This window comes from Psychrobacter immobilis (genome assembly GCF_003148585.1).
In the GTDB taxonomy this organism is placed as follows: Bacteria; Pseudomonadota; Gammaproteobacteria; order Pseudomonadales; family Moraxellaceae; genus Psychrobacter; species Psychrobacter immobilis.
Window position 1 is genome coordinate 112,668 of the sequence record NZ_QGGM01000001.1, and the last position, 24,889, is coordinate 137,556.

The following is a 24,889-nucleotide window of genomic DNA, read 5'->3' on the forward strand; positions in this document are numbered from 1 at the left end:
TAATACATCGCGATAGCCTATCTTTAAGCGAGCCTTACTGAACCCTATTGCCTGCCACTGCTTGATCGACTTTGGCAGGTTTTCGGACAAAACGAATGCCCGAATCAAGTGCTTTTGTTTTTAGTAAAGCGAGCGCTTGCTGCTCCCATGTACTTTCACTTCCTGACAGGGTCATATCAGGCTCTACACCGATTCCATCGATCTTATTGCCTGACGCTGTCATATAGTTGGCGACGGTGAGTTTGACAGCCTGCTCATCATTCAGTGGGATGACTGACTGTACCGACCCTTTACCATAGCTGACTTCACCAACGATTGTGGCACGTTTTTGTGCTTGTAAGCTACTGGCCAGCACCTCTGCCGCTGACGCCGAATAGCGATTTTGTAGCACCACCACTGGCAATGATTCAAGTATCGCCAGCCCTTGAGTGGATAGCGTACGCGTGTCACTTTGACGACCCTTTACTTGTACCACATCAGTGTCGCTCATAAACAAACTGGCTACGCTCACCGCCGACGTTAGCACCCCGCCTGGATTATCACGCATATCTAGCAGAATACCTGTGATAGGTGCGTCTAGATCTATCAAGCCTTCCAAGAGTTTTTCACGACTATTATTTTGAAAGGCAGGCAACTTAATAACAGCGATACCGTCAATGAGACTTGCCTCGACCGTTTGAGGGTGGCTGTTATTACGCTGCAAGGTCGTGGTATGTTTGCGGCGACCAGCTTTTGAGGTGACAACATCTACTTGCGTCCCCGCAATCCCTGTCAAAAGCTGCTCAATATCGTTACTTTCTTTATCTTCATCAAGCTTGAAATCACCGACTTGATGTAAATAATCGCCAACCGCAATGCCCTTTTTATCTGCAGGCGATGCATCAATAACCTCTGTAATCACCCAATAGCCATCTGTAGGCTGATAATTGACTTTGATACCGACGTCACCTACATCACCTTCGGTAAAGGCACGCAGGTTTTCATAAGCCTCAGCATCTAAAAATTCAGCATGACTATCTAGCTTAGTCAACATACCACTCAACGCATTATTGAACAGCTCTTCATCATTGACCGCATCTACATATTCACGGCGTACCAAATCCACTACCGCAACAAACGTCTTGAGCGTTTCTGGAGAAATGGCATTCAATGATACTTGCGCAACCTCAGGTGGAATACTGACATCGATCTCGTTCGTATCATCGGTCAAGGCACTCTCATCTGCGACACTGTCTATCGAATCGTCAACTTGGTCGGCCGACTCAAGCATATCAGCGACATCTGATAAATTATTAGTGTCATCTTCTGTGGCTATCTCATTAGCATTTAAGCTAATCAGTTGTAGACTGGCGGTGGGATTATTGATGGTCGCATTAGCTGGTGACCTCGCTGCTTGTGCGTACATACTAGCAGTGCTGAGCCCAAGCAGACCTATCATCAATGCAGGTTTAAAAATAGTCGGCGCAGTGAATACCTTCATTGCTTGTTTGCCCAATCGCTTCGTCACTGGTAAGCGCATAAAATAAATAGAACGCATAAGAGAACTCGTTTAATAATAGAATTATTTTTATAGATATATGGATGAATATTTATCTCATAAGATAGCATCAAGAGCCAGTCTAAGACTAGGAGAGTATTGCAAGTAACATTCACGATAACTGATATGATTTCATCAAATGATGAGTAGCGGTGTCAAGTTTGTTTAGCAGGCGAAATATCATGCTGGCCCTTATTTTTCTCACTATCCAAACATTTAAAGATAAATAAAGTCAGCCAAATATCTCTTAAAAAACAGATCAAAAAAAGGAGAGACAATAAATATCTCTCCCCTTTCTATTACTTCTAACAACGCTAGTAAGTTGTCAATATAATAGTATTAAATGCCTGACTTACAACGCTGGAACCAGTAAGCTTTCGCCCGTCATTTCAGCAGGCTGCTCAATATCCATCAGCGCCAAAATAGTCGGTGCGACATCGCTCAACTTACCACGACTACGTACTTGTAGCTTTTTCTCGCCCACATAAATGAGTGGCACATGTTCAGTGGTATGTTGAGTATGTACTTGACCGCTTTCGTAATCTTGCATCTGCTCACAGTTGCCATGATCTGCTGTGATAAGCATATCGCCGCCAGCAGCGCGTACCGCTGACTCAATGCGGCCAACACAGACATCTAGTGCCTCTACTGCTTTTACAGCCGCATCAAAAATCCCTGTATGCCCGACCATATCACCATTGGCATAATTAACGATTAACACGTCATATTTGCCTGATTCGATGGCAGCCACTAATTTATCGGTCACTTCAGGCGCACTCATTTCTGGTTTCAGATCATAAGTCGCCACATCTGGAGAGGGTACGAGAATACGTGTTTCGCCATCATACTCTTCTTCACGACCACCGCTAAAGAAAAACGTCACATGCGCGTATTTTTCAGTTTCAGCGATACGCAGCTGAGTTTTACCATTGTCTTGCAAATACTCGCCAAGCGTATTGGTCAACGACGTGGGATAATAAGCAACGCTAGTTTTGGGATTGTCTGCTAAAACGTCAGAATATTTGGTCAGCATCACAAATGCGGCAAGTTTTGGCTGCTTATTGCGGGCAAACCCTGAAAACTCATGATCTGGTAATACAAAGGCTTGCGCCAACTCACGGGCACGGTCAGCACGGAAGTTCATAAAAATAAGCGCGTCATTGTCATCAACGGTATAAGGCACTTCATCACGGCCAATGACTACGGTCGGGTTGATAAATTCATCGGTTTCGCGTGCCTTATAAGCAGCTTGTACTGCGCCATCTGCACGTGTAGACAGACGATCAGCTTTACCTTCAGTGATAAGCTCATAGGCTTTTTGGACGCGATCCCAGCGATTGTCACGATCCATTGCATAATAGCGCCCAATGATACTGGCAATCTGTACGCGGCCGCCTTCATAATGGGCATTAAGCTTATTGATATGATCCCGCAGACGATTAATATACTTATCCGCCGATTTAGGTGGGGTGTCGCGTCCATCCAAGAAGCAATGTACAAAGACATTTTTGGCGCCGTGCACTAACGCCGAGTGGCACATTGCTTCGATGTGATCTTGATGAGAGTGGACGCCGCCATCTGACAACAAGCCCATGATATGCACATTACCACCCAACTCGTTCGCGGCTTTGACCGCCTTTACTAATGCTTCGTTTTTATAAAACTCACGATTGGCTACTTCACTTGAGATACGAGTCGAATCTTGATACAGAACGCGACCCGCACCTAAGTTCATGTGCCCAACTTCTGAATTGCCAAACTGCCCATCTGGCAAACCAACATCTTCTCCAGAAGCAGAGATCAATCCATGCGGATATTGCTGATAAATCCTATCCAAATTTGGCATATTGGCGGCAGCAATCGCATTATCCTTATCGTCTTCACGATGCCCAAAACCATCTAATATCATTAAGACATGCGGCACTTTTTTATTTTGATCGCCATCCTGCTTACTATTGATCTGAGCCTGATTATCATCGATAAATGCTGATTGTTGCTGGGTATTGGTCATGGATTACCGCTCCTCAAGTGAATGAACGCCTATAATGCTATATTAGGATGTTTAAAGCCCTCTATATTAACACACATCTTAAAATAGCTGAAAAATCGTCATTTTACGCCCACTCTCAAGCGTTTAAAGCATACTTATTTAAAGCACATCTATCAGTAGAAAAGGCGGTTAAAACTTAATAGCAATAATGCCACTCTCTAAATCTACGTATCAATCTGTAAATCATACTTGCAATCATTCAAACCATTCGTTAATATAATTATATTCTGAAGTGTTGGCTAGTAGATGTTTATTCCCTGAGCCGATAATGCTTTACCAGGATGTGGTACCTATTGCTTCATTGTGTATGCCTGCACCGCTTGCGGTGTATCAGGAAACCTGCAGAGGCAGTGACGCATCCGCCCTGAACTTCACGGTTCATGGGTCACCATCTTACAGCGGCACTTCGGTTGTTCTATTCGGTTAATTATTATTTTATTTATATTTGGTAGGTTTACTTATCACTTCATAAAGAATTAGTAATAACCATTAAAAACCCCCTTTTATCATTGATAAAAGGGGGTTTTTCTATGCTTGCCTATTAATTTAACTATTCGTCATTGGCAGATTTGGTGATTTTTTTCACATCCTTGGGAATGGTTTTTGCTGTCCCATCAATCGTTGTATGCTGTTTAAACCCATCACCAAACGGGTTTTGTTGTTGACCGAACGGATTTTGATTATTCATACCTCCTGCGCCGCCGAATGGGTTTTGACCGCCCATACCACCAAACGGATTTTGTCCGCCGCCCATCTGTCCACCCATTTGCTTGGCCATCATTTCCATCATTTTTTGCTGATTATTCATGACATAATTATTAGCAAAATCTTTAAGCTTCTTTTGCACGGGTGGCAATATCACCAATAATGCGAGCAAATCGCTCAGCACACCTGGAATGAGTAGCAAAATACCAGCCGCTGCCATGGCCACACTTTTCATCATGGTTGATTCTTGCGGACGCATCGATGGGTTCATCATGCCACCTGCTTTCATCTGCTGTGCCATTGGATTGAGGGCAGCCATCCCTTTACGCAAGAAGGAGATACCGATGACTGCGGCGATAATAAACCACATAAATACCCACCAACCACTCATAAACTGAGCAAGCAAATACCAAAGTAGCATTTCGATAATAAACCAAACAATGGCAATACCAACTATCTGACCCATAAAGTGTCGTCCTATAAAATAAAAACCAATAAATTGAGCGCCATGCAAATTAAGATGGCTAACATATGATGTATATGGGGATTGATTGCTATACTATCAAACTTACGGCTGATTTTTAAGCCATATAGTCGGTACAATATGATTTGAATACAAGTCAGGTAAGTAGAAATTCTACGAGTAGGAGGCTGAACGAGCCTGATACTGTATCCGATTTATATAGGCTTGACGATAAAATAAAATATAAGCAAGTATGGAATACTATGGCAATTATTATTGGAATTGATCCTGGTTCGCGCATGACTGGTTATGGCATCGTGCAGCAAACAGGCGACAAACTCACCTATATCGATGCAGGTACCATACGTACCGACACCAAAGAGATGCCTGAACGTCTAAAGCGGATTTTTAATGGCTTAACGCGCATCACACAGCATCATTTGAAATATGCAGATGAGCCTATTTATACAGCTATCGAGCAGGTGTTTATGGCAGAAAACCCTGACTCAGCGTTGAAACTTGGGCAAGCGCGAGGTGCTGCTATTGCCGCTATGGTTGCTCTAGACTTAGAAGTATCAGAATATACTGCACGCCAGATTAAGCAAGCCGTTTGCGGTTATGGTGCAGCGGCCAAAGAGCAGGTGCAAGAGATGGTCTGCCGAATACTATCTTTGGATGTCGTGCCACAGCAAGATGCCGCCGATGGTCTTGCCTGCGCCATCTGTCATGCGCATTCAAGCCATTCCATGAATAAATTAATATTAAACAGCGCCATGCGTGGGCGCGGTGCGTCTAAGAAAAAAGGTCGCTGGCGTTTGACAGAAGAAGACCTAGGCAATTTGCGTTAAGAACGCTTATAAAACAAGCATAAAAAAACACGCGTTCGAATGCCGCGTGTTTTTCAAACTGTCTAAGTTATTTACACTATCGTTTTGCTATAAAATCGCTTTACTATAAAAATGCAACGGCTTAAACCGACTACTCTGCGACGGCACTTTCAATCACTGCATCCAACACATAAGCATATTCTTCGCCTTCTGTACTATTGCTATCGTCACTGTCTAATGGGTAGCGCTGTAGACGTAATATTTCATCATGCATGCCATCATGCTGATAGCCATCGATTTCACCCGTAAAGACTGCCCACTTGCCTTCGCTCGTTTTAATACCTTGGTCATCATAGGTAATGGGTTTCACTTGTAGACACATCTCTAAGCCATTATCGGTGCAAGGTATCATTTTCGAGCTTACTGCCCAGAATACGGTCTCACCTTTACTATTATACTTGGCTTGTGAGGTAAGCCTACCTTCCCAAATCAACGTTGCTCCATCACTGGTAACTTGGGTTAATATTGGCTTATCACTCTTGAGACTATCACCGTTAGAGTTGTTGTCTTTGGCGTCGCCATCTCCAGTACTGCTAGCTTTCACTAATGTTAACTGGCTTTCACCTTGCATCAGCTGACTTAAACTATTTTCAGCCTTATCAAGCTCGCCACAAGACATTTTCGTACTCATACCCTCTTCAATAGTCAAAGTATGATCTTGCAATTGGTAGCCGGCGCTCATGGTATTACAGCCAACACTATAACTTAACGTATTCTCACCTTGGTATTGATTAAAAGACAAACGCACTTGGTCTTTAATATCCGTCAGCATGTTTAATGGCTGTGCGCCTTTGTCCATTACAGACATCAATGTCCAACGATAACGTGAAAGATTGGCAATCATTTTCTCTTCATCGCTCATGTTATCCATCTGAGTATCATCCGTTACTGCATCAGCATTCATATCTATGCCATCATCATTTATTGTATCAGCGCTTGTCTGAGTGCCTTCTTGTACGTCACTTTCATTGGGCAAAGAGGCATCTTGGCAGGCACTTACTACCAAGCTTAGTGCCAACAAACTTGGTAGTAAAGTGAATCGAATTGGCCGTTTTTTAACAGATGAGGTCATAGCAGTCATACCTTGTGGTTATCCCTTTTTTAAGTCAAAGTATTTAAAAAATCAGGTTAAATATTTAATAATAAGGGGCTGATGATATCCACTTTATTAAAGCGTCACAATTCACCACTATAGCGCCGTTGATTACCATGGTTGTAACAAAGTGTTTATTTTTATGGATTCATCGTAACTGCTATTTTAATATTTAAAAGTACCATAAAAAATCAATGGTCTCAGATAATTGAAAATTTCATCAATCATTCAAGACCATCAATGATGTCACATTTTTAATTTTTCGCGCTAGTCTTACTCGTTTGTATGAGCAATTTTGGCTTTTGCCATATTTTTAATACTGAAACGCTCATTCATCATTTGATAAAAACGCGCAAGATTTTCGCCCTGCTCATTCGGATTTACGTTCAGGACTTTACCAAAATCCAAACCGAGATATAGGACGATATCAGCAAAGCTTAATTGTTCACCGACCAAATACTCACGACCTTCTAAAATATTCTCAAAATAAGCAAGGGCTTTAACAGCTCGTGCAACAGATGGCGCGACGAACTCTGGGACTTGCTCAACACGTTGGGCTTTGGACGGATGGCTGTGCTGAAAAGCCAGCATAAAATTATATAATACCTCAAACTCAGCAATGCGGCGCATAGCGCACACTTGCGCACGTTGTATTACATCATTACCCATCACCGAACGCTCACCATAGACACGGTCGAGATACTCACATACAGCCTGTGAATCATTAAGTACCGTGCCATCCCCTAGTACTAGAACTGGCACGGTCTGCATTGGATTTATTTTGGTGAACTCGTCTGACATTTGCTCATTGGCAGCAAAATCAATGTCAATCACGTCCACATCATCCATATCATCGACATCGATGCCTTTTGATGCTAACAAAATAAGGGCTTTACGTGGATTGGGCGCAGTACGGGTGACGTATAGTTTTTTCATGGCAAACTCCTTGTAAGATTAGACAAAAGCGACTCAACGCTATCTGGTTTTATTATGGTTATTACACTGTTGATGATAGATAAAGACTGGCCATCCTTTATACAACAGTTATATCCTACTCTGCTCATCATAGCAAAGCCTTATTAGGCTTGCTTTTTTGATCAGAGACTAAACAACAAAAAGCCCCACAACGTTACGTCATGAGGCTTCATTTCATTCATCCAGTCATGCTACTTATTTATTGGGTGCAGGCGTGGTACGTAAATAAGGCTTAATTTCTGTATAACCTTTAGGGTATTTAGCCGCGATATCTTCGTTTTTGACACTTGGTGGAATGATGACATCATCACCGTCTTTCCAGTCAACTGGCGTCGCAATATTATATTCATCAGACAGTTGCAGAGCATCAATAACACGGATAATCTCGTCAAAATTACGACCACAGCTCGCAGGATAAGTCAGCGTTAAGCGGATTTTTTTATTTGGATCAATAATGAAGACACTGCGTACCGTATGCGTGCTATCTGCATTTGGATGCATCATGTCATATAGCTCAGCGACTTCTTTGTTCGGATCAGCAATGATTGGAAAATTTAACTCAGTACCTTGAGTCTCACCAATGTCTTTTGCCCACGCATGATGGTCATCGATACCATCAACAGAGATACAGATTGGCTTGACACCACGCTTTTGAAATTCGCCATTCAATGCCGCAGCACGACCAAGCTCAGTAGTACATACTGGCGTAAAATCAGCTGGATGGGAGAAAAAAACGACCCAATTATCGCCTGCCCACTCGTGGAAATTGATATTACCCTCTGTGGTTGCAGCGTCAAAATTCGGTGCGGTATCGCCTAAACGTAAATGTGCCATGCTTAATTCCTTAGCTATGTTAGTGATGAGCACTAATATCCAAAGATATTCACGCGCTCTATTATTATCAACGTACTTCTTATTATCAACGTATCCTGTCAGATATTACACAATAACTCAAAGCACGTCAGCAAAAATTCTATTTTATCTTAGCAAACTGGTTATGACTGTCTTGTGAAGGATTGTAATGCGGTTATTCTGTTTATTACTAAGTAATTTAGCATAGACTTAACGAATGAATCAAATCACCATCCCAGAATCCCACAAACAAAAATCACCGAATTTACCTTTTTTACTGGTACCACCTGCTGCACGCCCAGCATCTGTTAATGTAAGCTCACCTTCTTGCTCTTGTAAATATCCCGCTGCAAGCAACTTATCATTTAACTCTTGTGTCTTAAAACCCAGCTCTTTGGCAAGCTTCGCCGTCGTTAATTTAGAGTAATTAGGCGTTGCCGCTTCTATAGCAGTAGGTGCGACCGTTGTATTAGCATTATTGCTGGGCATTGTATGACTGGCAGTAGCAGTATTATCAGTCCTACCATCAGATTCGGTCACTTTTTCAAGCGACATGCGCACTTCATCGCTGATACGAATAATGCGCTGTGCCTCCTCATAAGTATCGGCATATAGTTTGGCATCTTCATTACGATAAATCAGCACGCCCATTTCATTATTATTGACTTGGCTAAATTCATAAAGGTTCAAACTGGTAATGATGCATTCGTTTTCATTGAGGTAGCACTTCGCATGCAAATTTTTGCAAAAGCTGGTGCGAATAAAGGTCAGGTTTTTGAGCCAGTTTATTTCTTCTGGGTGCAAATCATTCTTGCCATAAACGATTCTAATATCAATTTTGAGACGATTACGATCTTCCAATATAGTCGATTCAATTTAAAAATAGTACAAGGCAACCGAGCGTAGATGTATATTTAATACTTCAAGCGAGGTTAACGCAGTAATACTTTTATAGTGGAATGACTATAGCTCTTTAATACGCTCATTCAGCTTTAGATAGGGACTGATGATAATCAACCTATCAGACGCACTTTTAATCAATTCTTCTAAATGGTAAGTCGTGCCACTGCTGTTTAAAAATTTTGCCATTATTATTTCCTCAAGTCTTACGATCAATCACTTTATAATCATGCACAAAAAAGCCCATCCCTAGCGTACTAGAAATGGGCAAGCTTGCAAACTACTATTGTTCAGTAGTTTTTCAAATAAGCGCTAATGCCGCTAATAGTGATAAATTAAGCTGGCTTATAGCTGTCACGCAAGCTGACGATTTGGTTAAAGACTGGTATATCAGTGCTATGGTCTTCGCTATCAGAGATAAAGTAACCTTCACGCTCAAACTGGAAGCGTGTGCCAGCGTCCGCATTCACCAATGACGGTTCAACCACGGCATTGAGTTCAGTCAACGAGTTAGGATTCAATGCTTGATGGACGTCAGCGACGCCACTTGGGTCTTCGACACTAAATAACTGCTCATACATGCGCACTGTTGCTGGGATGCCTTGGCTAGCTGATACCCAATGAATCACGCCTTTAACCTTACGACCTTCAGGATTTTGACCCAAAGTCGCCGGATCAATCGTCGCTTTTAGTTCAACGACATTACCTGCGTCATCTAGCACATGTTCGGTCACTGCCAACACATAGGTGTTACGCAGACGAATTTCTGGCTTTTCTGGTGATAGACGCTTATACCCTGCTGGCGGCTCTATCTCGTAATCGCCTTGATCGATATAGAGAGTCTCAGTGAATGGAATCTCACGCTCACCCATATCGACATTTGGATGGTTTGGCTGCGTGAGCCATAAGGTTTGCGCTTCATCATCAAAGCGCGCGTTGACGCTGTCCGCTTTTTGCGCTTCCCAACTGCTGACCGCTTCTGCAAAGTTGGTAATGGTCACTTTTAATGGCTTAAGTACCGCCATACCACGACCTGTAGTCGTCTCTAATGATTGGCGAATACTAAATTCTAATAAGCGAAAGTCAACGACGCTGTCTACTTTGGTTACACCAACACGCTCACAGAAATCACGTAAACCCTCTGGTGTATAACCACGGCGACGCATGCCAGCGATCGTCGGCATACGCGGATCATCCCAACCACTAACGATATTTTCGTCAACCAACTGTTTAAGCTTACGCTTGCTGGTCAAGGTATGATCGACATTTAAGCGGCTAAACTCATACTGGTGCGGTGGTACATCAAAGCCAATTTTGTCAATGACCCAATCATAAAATGGACGATGATCTTCAAACTCCAGCGTACACAATGAATGGGTAATGCCTTCGAGTGCATCAGAGAGCGGATGGGCAAAATCATACATCGGATAAATGCACCATTTATCACCCGTTTGGTGATGCGCTTGATGCATGACGCGATAGATGACAGGGTCACGCATATTCATGTTTGGGCTTGCCATATCAATCTTGGCGCGCAACACCGCTTTACCTTCCGCAAACTTGCCTTCTTTCATGTCGTTAAAGAGGCTCAAGTTTTCTTCAACACTGGCAGAACGATGTGGTGACGCTGTGCCTGCCTCATTGAATGAGCCTCGGTTTTCTTTAATTTGCTCAGGTGACTGCAAGTCTACATAGGCATCACCCTGTTCAATCAACTGCACAGCCCATGCATACAACTGGTCAAAGTAGCCTGACGCATGGTGCGCCTCTCCTGCCCACTCAAATCCAAGCCATTTGACATCATTTTCGATATTGTCGATGAAGTCTTGCTTTTCTGCGGTTGGGTTAGTGTCATCAAAACGCAGGTTACAAACACCACCAAACTCTTCAGCCACGCCAAAGTTTAGGCAGATAGATTTTACGTGCCCCAAGTGCAAGTAGCCGTTTGGCTCTGGCGGAAATCGCGTCACGATTTGTGGGTATTTTTGCGCCTTGACATCGTCACGAATGATATTGCGAATAAAATCGTTTTTTTGTTCGTCTTTTTGTGCATTGTTGCTTGAGTGTTCACTCATCGGGCATTGCTCCTAACGCAAATTGTCAGTTCATGCTACGTGCCATCACGCAGCATGGAAAATTCAAACCAAATCATTAAAAACAAGTTATTAAAAATGATAATAAAAAGCTAAAGTTGCGTTATTCTATCAGCTTTTGCAAAGGCATTAACAGCCTGATACATGACACGAGATAAAAAAGCCGTTAGACTAGCCATAACTTTTTAATCACCAACTTTTTAGCCACCACTTAACAGCGTCATTTTAGGCGCTGCAATCAAAGAGGAATATCACATGGTAGACATGCCACCAGTAGTAGAACTAGACACCAATATGGGTGCGATCGTTATCGAACTCAATGAAGAAAAAGCACCAAAAACCGTTGAAAACTTTTTAAACTATGTAAAATCTGGTCATTATGACGGTACGATTTTCCATCGCATTATTGACGGCTTTATGATTCAAGGCGGCGGAATGGACGCTGAAATGAATGAAAAAGCGACCAATGCTCCAGTTGAAAACGAAGCAGACAACGGTCTAAAAAACGACGCTGGTACGATTGCGATGGCGCGTACGCAAGATCCGCATTCAGCAACCAGCCAGTTTTTCGTTAACGTAAAAGACAACGATTTCCTAAACCATTCTGGCAAAAACATGCAAGGTTGGGGCTACACCGTATTTGGTAAAGTAACCAGCGGTATGGACGTCATCGAAAAAATGCGCGGCGTACCTACTGGTCGTTTCGGCATGCATGCTGATGTGCCAAAAGAGCCAGTGGTTATCAACTCAGCAACTATTATCACTAAGTAACTGCTACTAAATAACTGTCTCTCAGTAATCATTCTTCAATAGTTATTACTCAGTAGCGATGAGTCTGTAAAAGCTTATGAGTCGTTACTGTTTAAAATTACGAGGATAAGGATAAATGCAAAGTTTTGACCACCTAATTACCACCCGCCCTCATGAGGTGCGGCAAGTATTGATTAGCGATTTGCATTTATCGCCTGAAGAGCCTGCCTTAGTGCAGGCTTTTTTGGCGCTGCTTGATGATTGCCTTGCTCTGCCTGCGCTCAAACGCTTGTTTATCTTAGGTGATTGGTTTGAGGTCTGGCTCGGTGATGATTTTTATTTGTCTTTATCCGACGAGGAACGACAAAGTCATTGGCTCACTCCGCTTATCGTTAAATTAAAAAAACTACGGGTAGCTGGTTGTGAGATTTTGGTCATGCATGGCAACCGTGATTTTTTGTTAGGTCAGCCATTCTGCAATCTATTTGGTGGCGAGCTTATTTACGAGCCGTATACTTTGACTGTCGGTCAGCAAAATTATCGTCTAGAGCACGGTGATGCCTTGTGTACTGATGATAAAAAGTATCAGTTTTTTCGTAAAATCATGCGTCATCGTTTGACTCAGTGGTATTTGCTCAATAAATCATTAGAAAAACGCTTGGCTATCGCCGATAAAATGCGGCAAAAAAGCCAGCAGAATAATGCCAATAAAGCGGCGCATATCATGGATGTCAATAAAGATGCAGTGATACAAGCAGTGGCTGATAGCGATGCATTACTACATGGTCACACCCATCGTCCAGATATTCGTCAGGCTACCACTGATAAAAAACGCTACGTGCTCGGCGACTGGAGATTGTTAGATAAAGATACTCGCCAGCCAAAAGTAAGTGCGGTGATTGGCGCAGTCACAGGCGACGAGCATTCAAATGACAGTTTTAGTAGTAATGCTGCTGAATTTAGATTGATTGAGTTTAAGTCGCTCATTTAATATCATTTTTTTTGAGCGCCTCTGAACAATAAAAAAGGTCTGTTGAATTATCAATAGACCTTTTTTCTTTAAATTACACTGCATAATTGAAGCGAATTTAAGTGTGAAACTATTGATCACTCAACTCTTACTTTACGGTATTAATTTAAAGAAATGTTGACGATAGTGCTTTAGCTCACGAATAGAATCACGAATGTCATCTAACGCTAAGTGACTACCACCTTTTTCAAAGTTTCTGAGAATATCAGGACGCCAGCGGAAGCAAAGCTCTTTGATTGACGACACATCCAGATTGCGATAATGGAAGAAGCGCTCAAGCTCCGGCATTTGACGCGCCATAAAACGGCGATCTTGACAGATGGAATTGCCGCACATTGGCGACTTACCACTATCGACCCATTTATTGAGAAACTTAATCGTCTCAGCTTCGGCCTCTGCCAATGTCACGGTACTACGGCGGACACGGTCGACCAATCCTGACTGACCATGCTGCTTGGTATTCCAATCATCCATTTTATTCAACGTTTGATCCGATACTTTTATAGCGAACACTGGCCCTTCGGCAAGGACATTCAAATCTTCATCAGTGACAACGGTAGCAATCTCGATAATCTCGTCATTCAAGGTATCCAGTCCGGTCATTTCTAGGTCAATCCATACCAGCCCTTTTTTGCCTTGGTTTCTGATTTTAATCTTGTTGGGGTGGTCACCGGTACTCATAAAATATCCTATGGTCAATAAAGTTTAGAACAACTTTGGAGCAATATTAATTAGATAAATCGCCTGTTAATGTTCATGCATAAGTAGCAAACTGTAGCAAAACGTTGCATCTACTGATTTATAACCCTTAAAACGTTACAAAATCTCTGTCTGCAGCAGGCGCTTTAGGCTGTATGTTATCAAACTTTCACGCTACACTTAGCAATATTTTTTTAATAGGTTCAAAACCCATGGCATTAATTCGGCAACGCAAACTGACTAAGCAACAGATTCGTCGCATCGACAAACAACAGCTGGCAAGTCAAGACAGCATCGATGACAGTTTGATGGATGGCGTGGTCATGGCGCATTATGGCAAGCAGTTGGAAGTACAAGTGACCAGCTTGCCTGCGGTGATACCCGTGCAGCCGGAGATTGCACCCGATGATCCTGAGCCGTTTTGGCAAGAGCTGGCATTAGGCGATATTTGGCGTTGTCATGTGCGTACCAATTTACCGATGCTAGCCGCTGGCGACCAAGTACGCTGGATTGCTGATCCTAATACTGGCTTTGGACGTATTGAATCGGTCAAGCCGCGTACCTCTCTGGTCTCGCGTCCTGATCGTTATCATAAACTTAAACCTGTCGCCGCCAATGTCGATATTTTAGCCATTGTCTTCGCGCCGCTACCTGCTGCCGCGCCAACCCTCATCGATCGTTATTTGGTCGTCTGTCATCATGCTGGCGTAAAGCCGCTGTTGGTGCTTAATAAAGCCGATTTATTGGCAGAAGAAAACGGCGTCGATACCAAAGAATTACTCGCACAATATGCTTCTCTCGGTTATGAGAGCGTCTTGACCTCAGTCGACTGCCCTGAAAACGTTGCGGATAGCGATGAGCAAGAAGGGCTGGATGAATTAAAACGTTATATCGATAAAAAACTGGTTATTTTTGCGGGGCAATCTGGTGTCGGTAAAAGCAGTTTAATCAATGCACTACTCCCTGAATCGGCACAAAGCGTCAATATCATCTCTGATAACTCAAAACTTGGTCAACACACCACCACCACCAGTCGCTTATTACCATTTAATCCAGCTGACTTGACCCAAGGCGGTATCGTCGATACGCCAGGTATCCGCGAGTACGGCATTTGGCATCTCACACCCGATGATATCATTTCAGGATTTGTGGAACTTGCACCGTTATCTGGCAACTGTCAGTTCCGTGATTGTCGTCATACTCACAACAGCAAAGGCTGCGCACTATGGCAAGCGGTTGCTGACGGCGTGGTATTGCAGCGCCGTGTAGAAAACCTCGTTACCCTAAGAGAAGAGGCAGATACTAAGCCCTATTAAGATTGGCATTATTAGTATCCGCCTTATCAATCGTAATCGCTGTCTTATAGCTCGTTAATCGCTTGGTTGACCATCGCCCGTTTACTATGGATGGTCTAATCGGTATAATAGCGCCTTGTTCAGTATCGTTAGGCTGTCTTCTCAGCTTAACCGAACACTTATTTTTTTGGAGGTATGGTTTGGATCGTGCGCTGGAATTTGTGGGCAACCACCCGTTTTTATTTGGTATATTAGCCGTACTTGCCGTGCTATTTTTTACGATTGAAAACAAACGTAGTGGCAGAAAAATATCGCCCAATACCTTAGGTATGATGGTTAACTCGCAAAACGCGCAGCTAATCGATATTCGTGCCAAAAAGAAGTTTGAGACTGGTTACATTCAAGGCAGCCGTAACATACCGTTCACTGAGCTCAAAGACCGCTTAGAAGAAATCCGTGCAATTGAGCAGCCAGTGATTATCATTTGTGATATGGGTGTGCAAGCAGGCGCGGCGATTCAGATGATCGGCAAGGACAGTGTTTATCGCTTAGAAGGTGGTATCGGTGGCTGGCAAGCAGCGGGCATGCCATTGGTTGGCTTAAAAGATGCAAAGCCTAAAAATAAAGGCAAAGCCAAACCAAGTCTACATAAGTAGTCCGTTATACTGCTGTTTAAAAAATATTCAGCCCGTATCAATTGGTATATGATTGAGGCGCGTTGAATATTCACAAATAAAAAAGACACCTTATCGATAGGTGTTTTTTTGTTTGTGGCATTTATGCTACCGTCAGCGCTTTTATACTCAAGCATCTTGAATTTGCTCTGCTCATCCCCACTTTAATAACGAGCATCACCGAATCTATCTTCAATTTACTTGCTGGTAACGGATTATAAGAATTTTTATCAAATAATTATTTATAATACTTTTTATAATAAAACGATTACCTTCTAAACTTATAAATAAGGATTTACCATGACTGTCGCTGTTAAAGTTTACACCACCCCTATCTGCCCATATTGCTCAAACGCCAAACAACTCTTAAAAACTAAAGGCGTTGACTACGAAGAAATTGGCATGCACGATATGAGCCGCGAAGAGCGTCAAGAATTAATGAAAAAAACCAATAACTATCGCACTGTGCCACAGATTTTCGTCGGTGAGACCTTTGTCGGTGGTTTTGATGAGCTCAATCAAATGAACCAACAAGGCAAACTTGACGAGCTATTAGCAGGTTAATCTGCTACTTTTCGTTGCTGTCTGTCTTTGCCTGTGCAATGATAGACAGCGGCAAAGATAAAAGAGAGTAATAAAAACATCCAGATTTTGTCTCGATTTATATTACAATGAACTTTTATTAAAATGACAGTTTGTCCAACTACTTGATCAACTTTTAGAGGATTTATCATGGCTGAAGAACAAGCACAACCACAATTGGCACTAGAGCGTATCTACGTAAAAGACATGTCACTTGAAGTCCCAGGCGCTAGTGTGTTCACCAAAGAGTGGAACCCAGAGCTTGATATCAATTTGTCTAGCAACGCTGAAAAACTGGATGATGATCATTATCAAGTCATCTTAACAGTGAGCGTTACAGCAAAAAATGCGGAAGAAGCGGCATTTATCGCTGAAGTGCATCAAGCAGGTATCTTCTTATTAAAAGACATCCCAGAAGACCAAATCGGTCAAATCTTAGGTGCATACTGCCCGAACGTTTTGTTCCCGTATGCTCGTGAAGTAATCAGCGACATCGTAACGCGTGGTAGCTTCCCGCAGTTATTGCTAGCCCCTGTCAACTTTGACCAAGCTTACGCGCAAAGCCAGCAACAAGCACAAGTTGATGCTGAAGGTAATGCATAAGTTTTAAGCAAAAATGTGCTAGCTTTATTCGCAGTATATTTTGATAAAATAGCCGTTTACTCATCAGGAGTGAGCGGCTTTTTTGTGGATGCTGTTTAAGCGCTTATTCAAAAGAATCGTTAAGCAACGAGAGTTCTACTGAGTAATATTGTAAGACATACAGTTAAAACCGTCAGACATAAAAAAACCCTGCTAATAAACAGGGTCTTCAATCGCGTCATCAATTATTTAAAATCGATGATCAACCTTTTAACGCTGATAAAATTTGTTGCTTAACATCATCGATGCCTTGCGTGCCATCAAACTTATCATAATTAGGGGCATCGGCACCTTCTTTGGCCTTGTCTTGATAAAAACCAACAAGCGCTGATGTTTGCTCATGATAAGTCGCTAGACGATCACGAATGGTAGATTCTTTATCATCTTCACGCTGGATTAGCGCTTCGCCCGTAACATCGTCGATACCATCGACCTTGGGTGGATTGTGATCAACGTGATAAACGCGACCTGAACCAGGATGTTGGCGACGACCAGATAAACGCTTGACAATCTCGTCATCCGGCACGCTAATTTCGATTACATGATCGATAGCAACGTCAGCATCTGCAAGTGCTTGAGCCTGTGGAATCGTACGCGGAAAACCATCCAAAATACAACCATTGGCACAATCAGGCTTAGCGATACGTTCTTTCACTAGGTTAATAATGAGGTCATCAGAAACCAAACCACCAGCATTCATGATGTCTTTGGCTTTTTTGCCAAGCTCGCTGCCTTCTTTGATTGCTGCACGCAGCATATCGCCAGTTGAGATCTGCGGGATATCATATTCTTTAGAAATAAACTGGGCTTGGGTACCTTTACCGGCGCCTGGTGGACCTAGCAAAATAATACGCATCATTACACGATTCTCCTTAATAGATAGGATTTTGGGACTAATAAAACTCAGGGATTGGTTGTTTGCCAAGCTACCTTACCTTGTGGCTTGGCAAAGCTCAAGTATTTTCATTATTTGCAGTGATAAGTTGTCATGACTTATCTGTTCATATAATGCTGTTGCGCGCTGCTGTATCGGACAACAGCGCTTACGTCAGAGGTGCTGACAGCAACAGATATAAATACTATGGAATTTGTTGATTAATTTCAACATTGACCTGATTTTGTTCCGCACTAATCACCACTGGATTACCTGACAAATCCCCTGACTCTGCACTGGCAGTACCACTATGGCTGATACGAGCGATGACAGCCAACTGAACTTTATCCGCTCGAGCCGATTTCAAAGTACGTTCAGGCATCATGGCATCCAAATCGCTTAGGCTAATGCTGGCTTCACCTTGCTTGATGACACTGATCGGCAAACGTTTGGCAGCAAATGGTGGTCCACCATTGACATCACGTATGGCGACAAACAACACATCGTCGGCTTTGACTAACGGCAGCAGGCTAGCATTAATTGTAACAGTCACTTCAATACCTTCAGAGGCTTGCTGTTGCTGAGCGGTGACATTAGCACTTAGCTCATCTAGACTCGCCAATGCTTTGGTATGATCACCAGGTTTAGCTGCAATACTGTCACGTAGACGCTTAATCCAGCCTTGTGCTTGATCGAAATTACTACTCCGTGCCTCACCCATTGCCATGAGCATTTGCGCGCCCTCATGCTCTGGATTTTTAGCCAACACGTCTTGTAGCACTCGGCGACTATTAGCGTCTAATTGGCCTTTATTGGCAAAGAAGCTAATCTGTGCATAGGTGGTTGCAATCTCTTCATTGTCTGGTGACAAACGATAAGCACGCGACAAGGCTTCAATTGCGGAATCCGTCGCTTCTAATGATAAGAATAATTCTGATAAACGCATCCAGCGATCTGGATCATCAGCGTGACGATAGACATTGGTCTGCATGGCACTAATCAGCTGTTGACCATCTTCAATCGCCCAAGCAGGCGGCTGATCAATCTTACCCGTTAATAAGTCATCAGCCACTTGACCCACCTTGTCTTCAGCTGCCCAAAGTTCGAACACAGGCGTACGATCGCCGACCATCAAATAGGCCATCGCTGCCAAGACAGGCACCCAGACAGTAATGATCAATCGACTTTTGATACCAGGCGCGACCATCGGTGTGACTTCACGCTGAGCATCCAATAACTGGCGTTCAAGCTCCAGTTTTTGGTTCTGGTAATGGCTGTCATCGATAGTGCCATTATCTTTATCTGTTTTTAGTTCTGCTAGACGCTCACGGAACACAGCAACGTTGATATCCAACAGCTGATTGTCCAGAGGCTTTTCTGGCGAGCGTGATGCTCGCAGCCAAGGCATGATAGTAATAACAGCGAGTATTAGGGCGATGAGTAAGCTTAGAGCAATAAATAAGCCCACAGTAGAGAATATGGTCATTTTTTGTCCTTGAGGCTTGTAATATCATGGTCGTTTTTGTCATCGCTCGAAGCACGTGATAACAGACGATCAATCTCGGCTTTTTCAGCAGCAGACAGAGCAGCAGCCGTACTATTGACCGTTACCCCGCTTTCACCACTAGCGACAAGCTGACGTCGTTTACTTTGCCAGAACCAGCCTATGAGTAAACTGATGAGTAATAGTGGCGGAAAAAACCACAAAATCCACGTTGATGGACGGACAGGCGGCTTATAAGTGATGAAATCGCCATAACGTTCCTGCATATAAGCACGAATCTCGCCATCACTACGACCATCTTTTATCAAATCATAGGTTTTTTGCTTTAGATCTTGAGCAATGGGCGCATCCGATCCTGCAAGATTTTGGTTTTGACATTTTGGGCAACGCAGCTCTTCGATGAGACCACGATATTGGGCTTCTTGCTGCACAGAATCAAAGTCATAGACCTCAATAGCAGCATAGCTTGCCATACTTATTAGACAAGCTATTAATAAGCTCGCTACTTTTAACGTAACGGCTGTTATTTTATTGGCTATCATTTACACGCCTCCGCAACCTGAGTCGGATCTGGACTGACGTTGTTATTATTGGCTTCATTGAGCACCATCAAGCAAGGCGTAATACGACTTTGCCAGTTGCTTTCATTGATCTCACCAATGATGTGCTGACGAATAATACCATTACCATCGACTATGAAAGTCTCAGGCGCACCCGTCAAACCTAAGTCCAAAGCAAACTGACCAGATAAATCCTGAATGGACATCGAGAACGGATCACCACCTCGGTTTAAGTAGCCTAGGGCATCGCCAATGTCATCTTTATAGTTGACCCCGACCAGATTGACACCGCGCTCCTCTAGTTGCATAAGAAAAGGATGCTCAATAATACAAGTTGGGCACCAAGAGCCCCAGATATTCATCAAAAAGGGCTTATCAGGCAGATTCTCATTGGTCATGATACGACTGGTATCTGATAATAAAGGCAACTCAAAAGCGGGCACTGGGCGCTCAAGTGCCGTATTGGTAACGATATCCGTCGGCTTACCCAAACGCAGATATAGCATGATGATTAAGCCAATGAAGACGATCAGTGGAATCAAAAACCATAGCTTAAGTTGCTTTTTGTTCATGGTTTTCGTGCCACCTACCTTATCTTGCTTTGCATTTTGATCAGGGGATTGCTTTGATGTGCTCATATTAATTATCCCCTGTCTTTAATGCTGACGCATCCAAATCGGCGACGGTGGTAAAGCCTGCTTTATTCGCCGCAATTTGTGCAGGTGTCTTGGTTTTTTTAATACGATACCGATGATCAAGAATACTCAGTACTGCACCAAACGCCATAATCAGAGCGCCTAGCCATATCCAGCGGATAAGCGGTTTCACATAAATACGTACTGCCCATTCGTTGCTATCTTCGGCGATAGGTTCGCCCAGTGCCACATAAACATCACGCATGAGGCTAGCATCAATCGCGGCTTCTGTGACTGGCATCATACTAATGATGTAATTACGTTTTTCAGGATACAGCGTAGTCACAGCACGGCCATCTTTGCTGATTTCAACCTCAGCTTGGGTGGCATCAAAGTTGCTGCCTTTGACTTCACGAAAGCCTTTAACGGTAAAGTCATAGCCTTGGACATGAACGCTATCGTTTGGTCCAAGCGCGACATCACGTTCAATACTTAACGTACTGGTAAATGCGACGCCGATGACAGCAATAATGACACCGATATGAGCGGTCTGTTGACCCCAATAGCTCAGACGTAACTGGCGTAACCCTTTAACAAAATTGGGTGCGTTTTTGGTTTTGTCTTTGAAATCAACCACCATCCATAGCAGTACCCAAAAACTGACCGCCAAGGTAACGCCAATATTAAGCATCGCAGACGGGCTCACAAAATACGTGATAACTGCTGCAAGCACTAAACTACTGGCTGCAATGACCATACCAGCGCCCAATAGCGGACGGCTGTCTTTTTTCCAGCGAATGTTCGAGCCCATACCCATTGCCACTAAGATCAGCCACGTTAGCGGTACAAATAGCGCATTAAAGTAAGGAGGGCCGACAGACACCTGACCTAAATTAAAGGAGTCAGCAATGATAGGATACAGCGTGCCGAGTAGTACGACCAAAGTCGAAATCAAAATAATAACGTTGTTAATGACTAAAAACGACTCGCGTGAGATCAGTTGATACTGACTTTCGACCGTTAAACGCCAACCACGTACCGCAAACATCAGCAAGCCACCGCCGATGATCACACCGAGAATGACTAGAATGACCAGACCACGCGTTGGGTCGGCGGCAAACGAATGCACCGAGGTAATAACGCCAGAACGCACGAGAAAGGTGCCCAATAGACTGAGTGCGAAAGCAAAAATCGCCAGCATAATCGTCCATGCTTTAAAGACACCACGTTTTTCTGTGACGGCAAGCGAATGTAACAGCGCAGTACCAGCCAGCCATGGCATCAATGAAGCGTTCTCTACTGGATCCCAGAACCACCAACCACCCCAGCCAAGCTCATAATAGGCCCACCATGAGCCAAGCGCGATACCAACGGTCAAAAAGCCCCAAGCCGCCAATGCCCACGGACGCGACCAGCGTGTCCACACTGCATCTAAACGACCTTCCCACAATGCCGCCATACAAAAGGCAAACGGCACGACCAAACCCACATAGCCCATATACAGCATCGGTGGATGAATAATCAAACCGAAATCTTGTAGCACAGGATTTAGATCCGCACCATCAACAGGTAAGTTTGGTAATGTACGATCAAATGGCGACGAGGTAAAAATCAGCATCGCTAGCATCATCATCTGCACGCCGGCCAAAATTACTAACACTCGCGCACGCATAGACAGTGGCAAACCACGGCTAAAGTAAGAGACCAGCGCACACCAAGTAGCCATGATGGTCATCCAAAGCAGCAATGAACCCTCATGACCACCCCAAGTTGCCGACAGCTTATAATACCAAGGCAACAGCGTATTAGAATGCTGAGTGACATAGACGAGGCTGAAGTCATTGTAATAAAAGCCTGCCATCAGCGCGGCAAATGATGTGATCATGGCAGCAAATTGTGCCCACGCCAGACTTGGTGCCAAACGCTGCCACGCAACGTGGTCACGCATAATACCGACGGTTGGTAATACCACCTGCAAAATCGCCAATATAAAGGCGGCTAGCAAGGCAAAATAACCCAATTCTGTGATTAACATACGGTCTAACCTTGTTTACCTTAATACGGTCATTGTTTATTTTAGGGATTGGTTTTTTAGGATATTCGAAAGCATCCAGTAATCGTTACTACGAGTATTTATACTGCTGATCTTTATTAGTATAATTTATTATAAAAGCGCCATTAGCCATTGCAGCTGAGGGCGCTTACAGCAAGGTACATTAGCGTCAACTTGTCACGTTTCTGTATCCACTCTGTATGCGATGTGTATAAAGACCTAAAAAATGCGTCATTACTGAATCGCAGGAAAAAACACTAAAACCAGATGCAACCAGCCTGCTAAAAACCCTGTCAAACCACCCAACACGATTAACGTCATCTCATCTTCACGAAAAGCGGGACGTAATAAGTTCTGAAACTCATCTGGCGTCAGCGCGCGAATACGGTCACGAAACAGCCCAAAAATTTTACTGGCACGGCTTTCATTGAGCTCAGGATCTCGCAATGGCACCATTGTCGCAACAATTGACTTATCAATGATGGTGTTTTTTAGCTGTCCATATTCGCGGCGACCCAAGCCTAGGCGCAGTGTCGTACTAATCACTGGCGACTCTAGCACTTTATATAAATGCGACTTCATCAACTCACGCGTTTGCGCAGCACGGTCGCCATACATCATCTCATTCATGATGTTCTCAAGCGTCACCAAATCTTTTACGACAATCTCAGCAAAAACCTCAGAAACCTCCTCTTGGCGTTTCATAAAACCGCCTTGCAAACGGTACTGGGCGATATGTGGTAATTGCGGTCTAATAAAGGGAAAGCGACTCTGGACGGCAAAAAACTTCACATAAGGAATAAATCGCGGCTCTACAGGATTAAACACCATCCAAATAGCAATCCAATTGGTAAGAAAACCCCAAATAGCGGCAAAAAACGGCACTGTCCAATGCTGCGGCACCACCAAAAATATAAACATTTGGATAATACCGAAGACCAAACCAATCAAAGCACTGATATGCCAAATAAAATCGATCTCTTTTTGACCAACCTTCAAAAACATATTGACCATTAAACGACGATCACTTTCCATCGTGTTAACAATCATTTTGCGCATATCAACCAAGTCTTCGACGTTATGGGTCAAGTCAGTCACCAAAGACTGCATGATATTGGGCAGCTCTTGATGCGCTTGAGCATAGACACGGCGCTTCAACGCATAAGGCAGATTACCCCACAGCGCTGGCGAATGGTCCAACATAATTTCATCAATCAATGCTTCAAGGTTTTTGTCCACGGTATCCGTGATAAATACCGCCATCTGCTCAGGTTCCATCGCCTGAAAGAACTCATCAAGCGAACCAAGCTTTGATAGCGTTTGATCCACGATAACGCCTGATATCTTGCCAGCCTTTCGTGGGACGATACCTTGCCAGCCAATACCCGGCAACCCAAAAAACGGGAAGTTTGGAATACGAATACCCCGAAACTTAATCGGATAGAACAGCATTTTAAGCGCCATCCACACGTGTATCCATGTGACAAATGCGGTCACAGGCGGAATAGTCAGCATGGCAAAAAACTCTGGGTGTTCAGCTATTGTCTGCCACAATGAAGTTGCATCCATGACTTATCTTGCCCCTGACAGGTTAATTGTCGTCGCTAATTAAAAAGGATTAGCAAATTAGAACGCTTAACAAAAAGCCGCTCTGCCCATGATAATTATTATCAAATAAATCGCCTGATTTTAGCATACTTGCCATTCATTAGCACACGTCGAGCCTAGGTAAGTTGTGACTAGGGATGACACGTTTTACTATTACTTTCGATAGTAACAATATTAATATCATCTACAGGCGCTTTAGATAATAACGACCACAAAATAAATGGCGGTGTACTGCGGCGCCTCATTTGTTCTGTTATAATTTGTGATTGTATGACCGCACATCGCTGTATATAGATTGAGAGATTATTATTTCAACTCATATCAGTCCATGTAATTGAAATTCTTATTATTATCCTTTATGCTCGCCGCACTTTGGTGAACGACCCTGCCCTTTTACTCTCTTTTATTGACTCACTGACCGTTTGGGC

Annotated in this window: 21 protein-coding genes, 1 other RNA gene and 2 pseudogenes; 8 read left to right on the forward strand and 16 right to left on the reverse strand. The window is 43.4% G+C overall.

Translation table 11 applies throughout. From position 1 onward, the window contains the following. Positions 1–34 precede the first annotated feature (34 nt). Together C8D84_RS00515 and gpmI are read right to left on the reverse strand one after the other, a co-directional pair. Entirely contained in the window at positions 35–1,537 is a 1,503-nt protein-coding gene (locus tag C8D84_RS00515; RefSeq protein WP_109589246.1) for a S41 family peptidase, read from the reverse strand. Between the two features lie 352 nt (positions 1,538–1,889). Next, positions 1,890–3,548 (reverse strand): 2,3-bisphosphoglycerate-independent phosphoglycerate mutase, encoded by a 1,659-nt coding sequence (gpmI, locus tag C8D84_RS00520; protein WP_109589248.1) that lies wholly within the window; start codon positions 3,546–3,548, stop codon positions 1,890–1,892. Between the two features lie 260 nt (positions 3,549–3,808). On the opposite strand from gpmI, the gene ssrS reads away from it, so the two are divergent. Continuing rightward, positions 3,809–4,004, forward strand: a non-coding RNA gene (gene ssrS, locus C8D84_RS00525) — 6S RNA. A 133-nt stretch (positions 4,005–4,137) separates the two neighbouring features. On the opposite strand, the gene C8D84_RS00530 is transcribed toward ssrS, so the two are convergent. Further along, on the reverse strand, positions 4,138–4,758 hold the full coding sequence (locus C8D84_RS00530) for an FxsA family protein (protein ID WP_109589249.1): 621 nt from the start codon (positions 4,756–4,758) through the stop codon (positions 4,138–4,140). Positions 4,759–5,018: 260 nt separating this feature from the next. On the opposite strand from C8D84_RS00530, the gene ruvC reads away from it, so the two are divergent. Continuing rightward, positions 5,019–5,603 (forward strand): crossover junction endodeoxyribonuclease RuvC, encoded by a 585-nt coding sequence (gene ruvC / locus C8D84_RS00535; RefSeq protein WP_045446965.1) that lies wholly within the window; start codon positions 5,019–5,021, stop codon positions 5,601–5,603. Positions 5,604–5,733: 130 nt separating this feature from the next. Here the strand turns inward: ruvC and C8D84_RS00540 are convergent, their stop codons facing one another. The 6 genes and pseudogenes from C8D84_RS00540 to C8D84_RS00565 all read right to left on the reverse strand — a co-directional run bounded on the left by C8D84_RS00540 (position 5,734) and on the right by C8D84_RS00565 (position 11,537). Then, complete coding sequence (locus C8D84_RS00540) at positions 5,734–6,714, reverse strand: META domain-containing protein (protein ID WP_109589251.1); 981 nt, start codon at positions 6,712–6,714, stop codon at positions 5,734–5,736. 294 nt (positions 6,715–7,008) lie between these two features. Beyond that, positions 7,009–7,671, reverse strand: a complete 663-nt coding sequence (locus C8D84_RS00545) for a glutathione S-transferase family protein (protein ID WP_109589253.1) — start codon at positions 7,669–7,671, stop codon at positions 7,009–7,011. Between the two features lie 234 nt (positions 7,672–7,905). Continuing rightward, positions 7,906–8,544 carry a peroxiredoxin gene (locus C8D84_RS00550; RefSeq protein ID WP_045446971.1) on the reverse strand — a complete coding sequence of 213 codons (639 nt, stop codon included), beginning with the start codon at positions 8,542–8,544 and terminating at the stop codon, positions 7,906–7,908. A gap of 240 nt (positions 8,545–8,784) precedes the next feature. Next, positions 8,785–9,423: pseudogene (locus tag C8D84_RS00555) on the reverse strand (DNA repair protein); the annotation flags it as partial. A gap of 105 nt (positions 9,424–9,528) precedes the next feature. Then, a pseudogene (locus tag C8D84_RS13920) lies at positions 9,529–9,651 on the reverse strand (DNA repair protein); the annotation flags it as partial. 146 nt (positions 9,652–9,797) lie between these two features. Next, a complete protein-coding gene (locus C8D84_RS00565; RefSeq protein ID WP_109589255.1) occupies positions 9,798–11,537 on the reverse strand; it encodes a glutamine--tRNA ligase/YqeY domain fusion protein in 1,740 nt (579 codons plus the stop codon). Between the two features lie 273 nt (positions 11,538–11,810). Between C8D84_RS00565 and C8D84_RS00570 the strand changes: the two genes are divergently transcribed. Both C8D84_RS00570 and C8D84_RS00575 read left to right on the forward strand, forming a co-directional pair. After that, positions 11,811–12,326 carry a peptidylprolyl isomerase gene (locus C8D84_RS00570; protein ID WP_045446977.1) on the forward strand — a complete coding sequence of 172 codons (516 nt, stop codon included), beginning with the start codon at positions 11,811–11,813 and terminating at the stop codon, positions 12,324–12,326. 115 nt (positions 12,327–12,441) lie between these two features. Next, positions 12,442–13,296 (forward strand): UDP-2,3-diacylglucosamine diphosphatase, encoded by an 855-nt coding sequence (locus tag C8D84_RS00575; RefSeq protein ID WP_109589257.1) that lies wholly within the window; start codon positions 12,442–12,444, stop codon positions 13,294–13,296. A 132-nt stretch (positions 13,297–13,428) separates the two neighbouring features. Here C8D84_RS00575 and orn read toward each other — a convergent pair whose 3' ends face one another. Continuing rightward, the gene (gene orn, locus C8D84_RS00580) at positions 13,429–14,016 is read right to left on the reverse strand and encodes an oligoribonuclease (protein WP_109589259.1); all 588 of its coding nucleotides are present in this window, start codon (positions 14,014–14,016) and stop codon (positions 13,429–13,431) included. A gap of 230 nt (positions 14,017–14,246) precedes the next feature. Here orn and rsgA point away from each other — a divergent pair, with 230 nt between their 5' ends. From rsgA to secB, 4 genes are all read left to right on the forward strand, one after another. After that, positions 14,247–15,350 carry a ribosome small subunit-dependent GTPase A gene (gene rsgA / locus C8D84_RS00585; protein ID WP_109589261.1) on the forward strand — a complete coding sequence of 368 codons (1,104 nt, stop codon included), beginning with the start codon at positions 14,247–14,249 and terminating at the stop codon, positions 15,348–15,350. Between the two features lie 179 nt (positions 15,351–15,529). After that, positions 15,530–15,985, forward strand: coding sequence for a rhodanese-like domain-containing protein (locus C8D84_RS00590; protein WP_045446990.1), 456 nt, complete (start codon positions 15,530–15,532; stop codon positions 15,983–15,985). Between the two features lie 318 nt (positions 15,986–16,303). Further along, a complete protein-coding gene (gene grxC, locus C8D84_RS00595; RefSeq protein ID WP_045446994.1) occupies positions 16,304–16,567 on the forward strand; it encodes a glutaredoxin 3 in 264 nt (87 codons plus the stop codon). A gap of 168 nt (positions 16,568–16,735) precedes the next feature. After that, positions 16,736–17,188, forward strand: a complete 453-nt coding sequence (gene secB / locus C8D84_RS00600) for a protein-export chaperone SecB (RefSeq protein ID WP_045446997.1) — start codon at positions 16,736–16,738, stop codon at positions 17,186–17,188. Between the two features lie 241 nt (positions 17,189–17,429). Here the strand turns inward: secB and adk are convergent, their stop codons facing one another. From adk to C8D84_RS00630, 6 genes are all read right to left on the reverse strand, one after another. Then, positions 17,430–18,086, reverse strand: coding sequence for an adenylate kinase (adk, locus tag C8D84_RS00605; protein ID WP_045451169.1), 657 nt, complete (start codon positions 18,084–18,086; stop codon positions 17,430–17,432). 220 nt (positions 18,087–18,306) lie between these two features. Next, the gene (gene ccmI / locus C8D84_RS00610) at positions 18,307–19,587 is read right to left on the reverse strand and encodes a c-type cytochrome biogenesis protein CcmI (RefSeq protein WP_109589263.1); all 1,281 of its coding nucleotides are present in this window, start codon (positions 19,585–19,587) and stop codon (positions 18,307–18,309) included. Beyond that, positions 19,584–20,147 (reverse strand): cytochrome c-type biogenesis protein, encoded by a 564-nt coding sequence (locus C8D84_RS00615; RefSeq protein ID WP_087815522.1) that lies wholly within the window; start codon positions 20,145–20,147, stop codon positions 19,584–19,586. The genes ccmI and C8D84_RS00615 overlap by 4 nt, the downstream gene beginning before the upstream one ends. Then, entirely contained in the window at positions 20,144–20,803 is a 660-nt protein-coding gene (locus tag C8D84_RS00620; RefSeq protein ID WP_109589265.1) for a DsbE family thiol:disulfide interchange protein, read from the reverse strand. The genes C8D84_RS00615 and C8D84_RS00620 overlap by 4 nt, the downstream gene beginning before the upstream one ends. 1 nt (position 20,804) lies before the next feature. Continuing rightward, positions 20,805–22,835, reverse strand: coding sequence for a heme lyase CcmF/NrfE family subunit (locus C8D84_RS00625; protein WP_055123789.1), 2,031 nt, complete (start codon positions 22,833–22,835; stop codon positions 20,805–20,807). 252 nt (positions 22,836–23,087) lie between these two features. Next, complete coding sequence (locus C8D84_RS00630; RefSeq protein ID WP_087815527.1) at positions 23,088–24,422, reverse strand: hypothetical protein; 1,335 nt, start codon at positions 24,420–24,422, stop codon at positions 23,088–23,090. Positions 24,423–24,889: the final 467 nt, after the last annotated feature.

Coding starts and splice junctions, on each gene's coding strand:
- C8D84_RS00515 (WP_109589246.1), bottom strand. CDS start 1,537: ATGCGTTCTATTTATTTTATGCGCTTACCAGTGACGAAGCGATTGGGC.
- C8D84_RS00630 (WP_087815527.1), bottom strand. CDS start 24,422: ATGGATGCAACTTCATTGTGGCAGACAATAGCTGAACACCCAGAGTTT.
- gpmI (WP_109589248.1), bottom strand. CDS start 3,548: ATGACCAATACCCAGCAACAATCAGCATTTATCGATGATAATCAGGCT.
- C8D84_RS00530 (WP_109589249.1), bottom strand. CDS start 4,758: ATGGGTCAGATAGTTGGTATTGCCATTGTTTGGTTTATTATCGAAATG.
- rsgA (WP_109589261.1), top strand. CDS start 14,247: ATGGCATTAATTCGGCAACGCAAACTGACTAAGCAACAGATTCGTCGC.
- C8D84_RS00565 (WP_109589255.1), bottom strand. CDS start 11,537: ATGAGTGAACACTCAAGCAACAATGCACAAAAAGACGAACAAAAAAAC.
- C8D84_RS00570 (WP_045446977.1), top strand. CDS start 11,811: ATGGTAGACATGCCACCAGTAGTAGAACTAGACACCAATATGGGTGCG.
- C8D84_RS00550 (WP_045446971.1), bottom strand. CDS start 8,544: ATGGCACATTTACGTTTAGGCGATACCGCACCGAATTTTGACGCTGCA.
- C8D84_RS00545 (WP_109589253.1), bottom strand. CDS start 7,671: ATGAAAAAACTATACGTCACCCGTACTGCGCCCAATCCACGTAAAGCC.
- C8D84_RS00615 (WP_087815522.1), bottom strand. CDS start 20,147: ATGATAGCCAATAAAATAACAGCCGTTACGTTAAAAGTAGCGAGCTTA.
- ccmI (WP_109589263.1), bottom strand. CDS start 19,587: ATGACCATATTCTCTACTGTGGGCTTATTTATTGCTCTAAGCTTACTC.
- ruvC (WP_045446965.1), top strand. CDS start 5,019: ATGGCAATTATTATTGGAATTGATCCTGGTTCGCGCATGACTGGTTAT.
- C8D84_RS00540 (WP_109589251.1), bottom strand. CDS start 6,714: ATGACCTCATCTGTTAAAAAACGGCCAATTCGATTCACTTTACTACCA.
- C8D84_RS00575 (WP_109589257.1), top strand. CDS start 12,442: ATGCAAAGTTTTGACCACCTAATTACCACCCGCCCTCATGAGGTGCGG.
- C8D84_RS00620 (WP_109589265.1), bottom strand. CDS start 20,803: ATGAGCACATCAAAGCAATCCCCTGATCAAAATGCAAAGCAAGATAAG.
- orn (WP_109589259.1), bottom strand. CDS start 14,016: ATGAGTACCGGTGACCACCCCAACAAGATTAAAATCAGAAACCAAGGC.
- C8D84_RS00625 (WP_055123789.1), bottom strand. CDS start 22,835: ATGTTAATCACAGAATTGGGTTATTTTGCCTTGCTAGCCGCCTTTATA.
- grxC (WP_045446994.1), top strand. CDS start 16,304: ATGACTGTCGCTGTTAAAGTTTACACCACCCCTATCTGCCCATATTGC.
- adk (WP_045451169.1), bottom strand. CDS start 18,086: ATGATGCGTATTATTTTGCTAGGTCCACCAGGCGCCGGTAAAGGTACC.
- secB (WP_045446997.1), top strand. CDS start 16,736: ATGGCTGAAGAACAAGCACAACCACAATTGGCACTAGAGCGTATCTAC.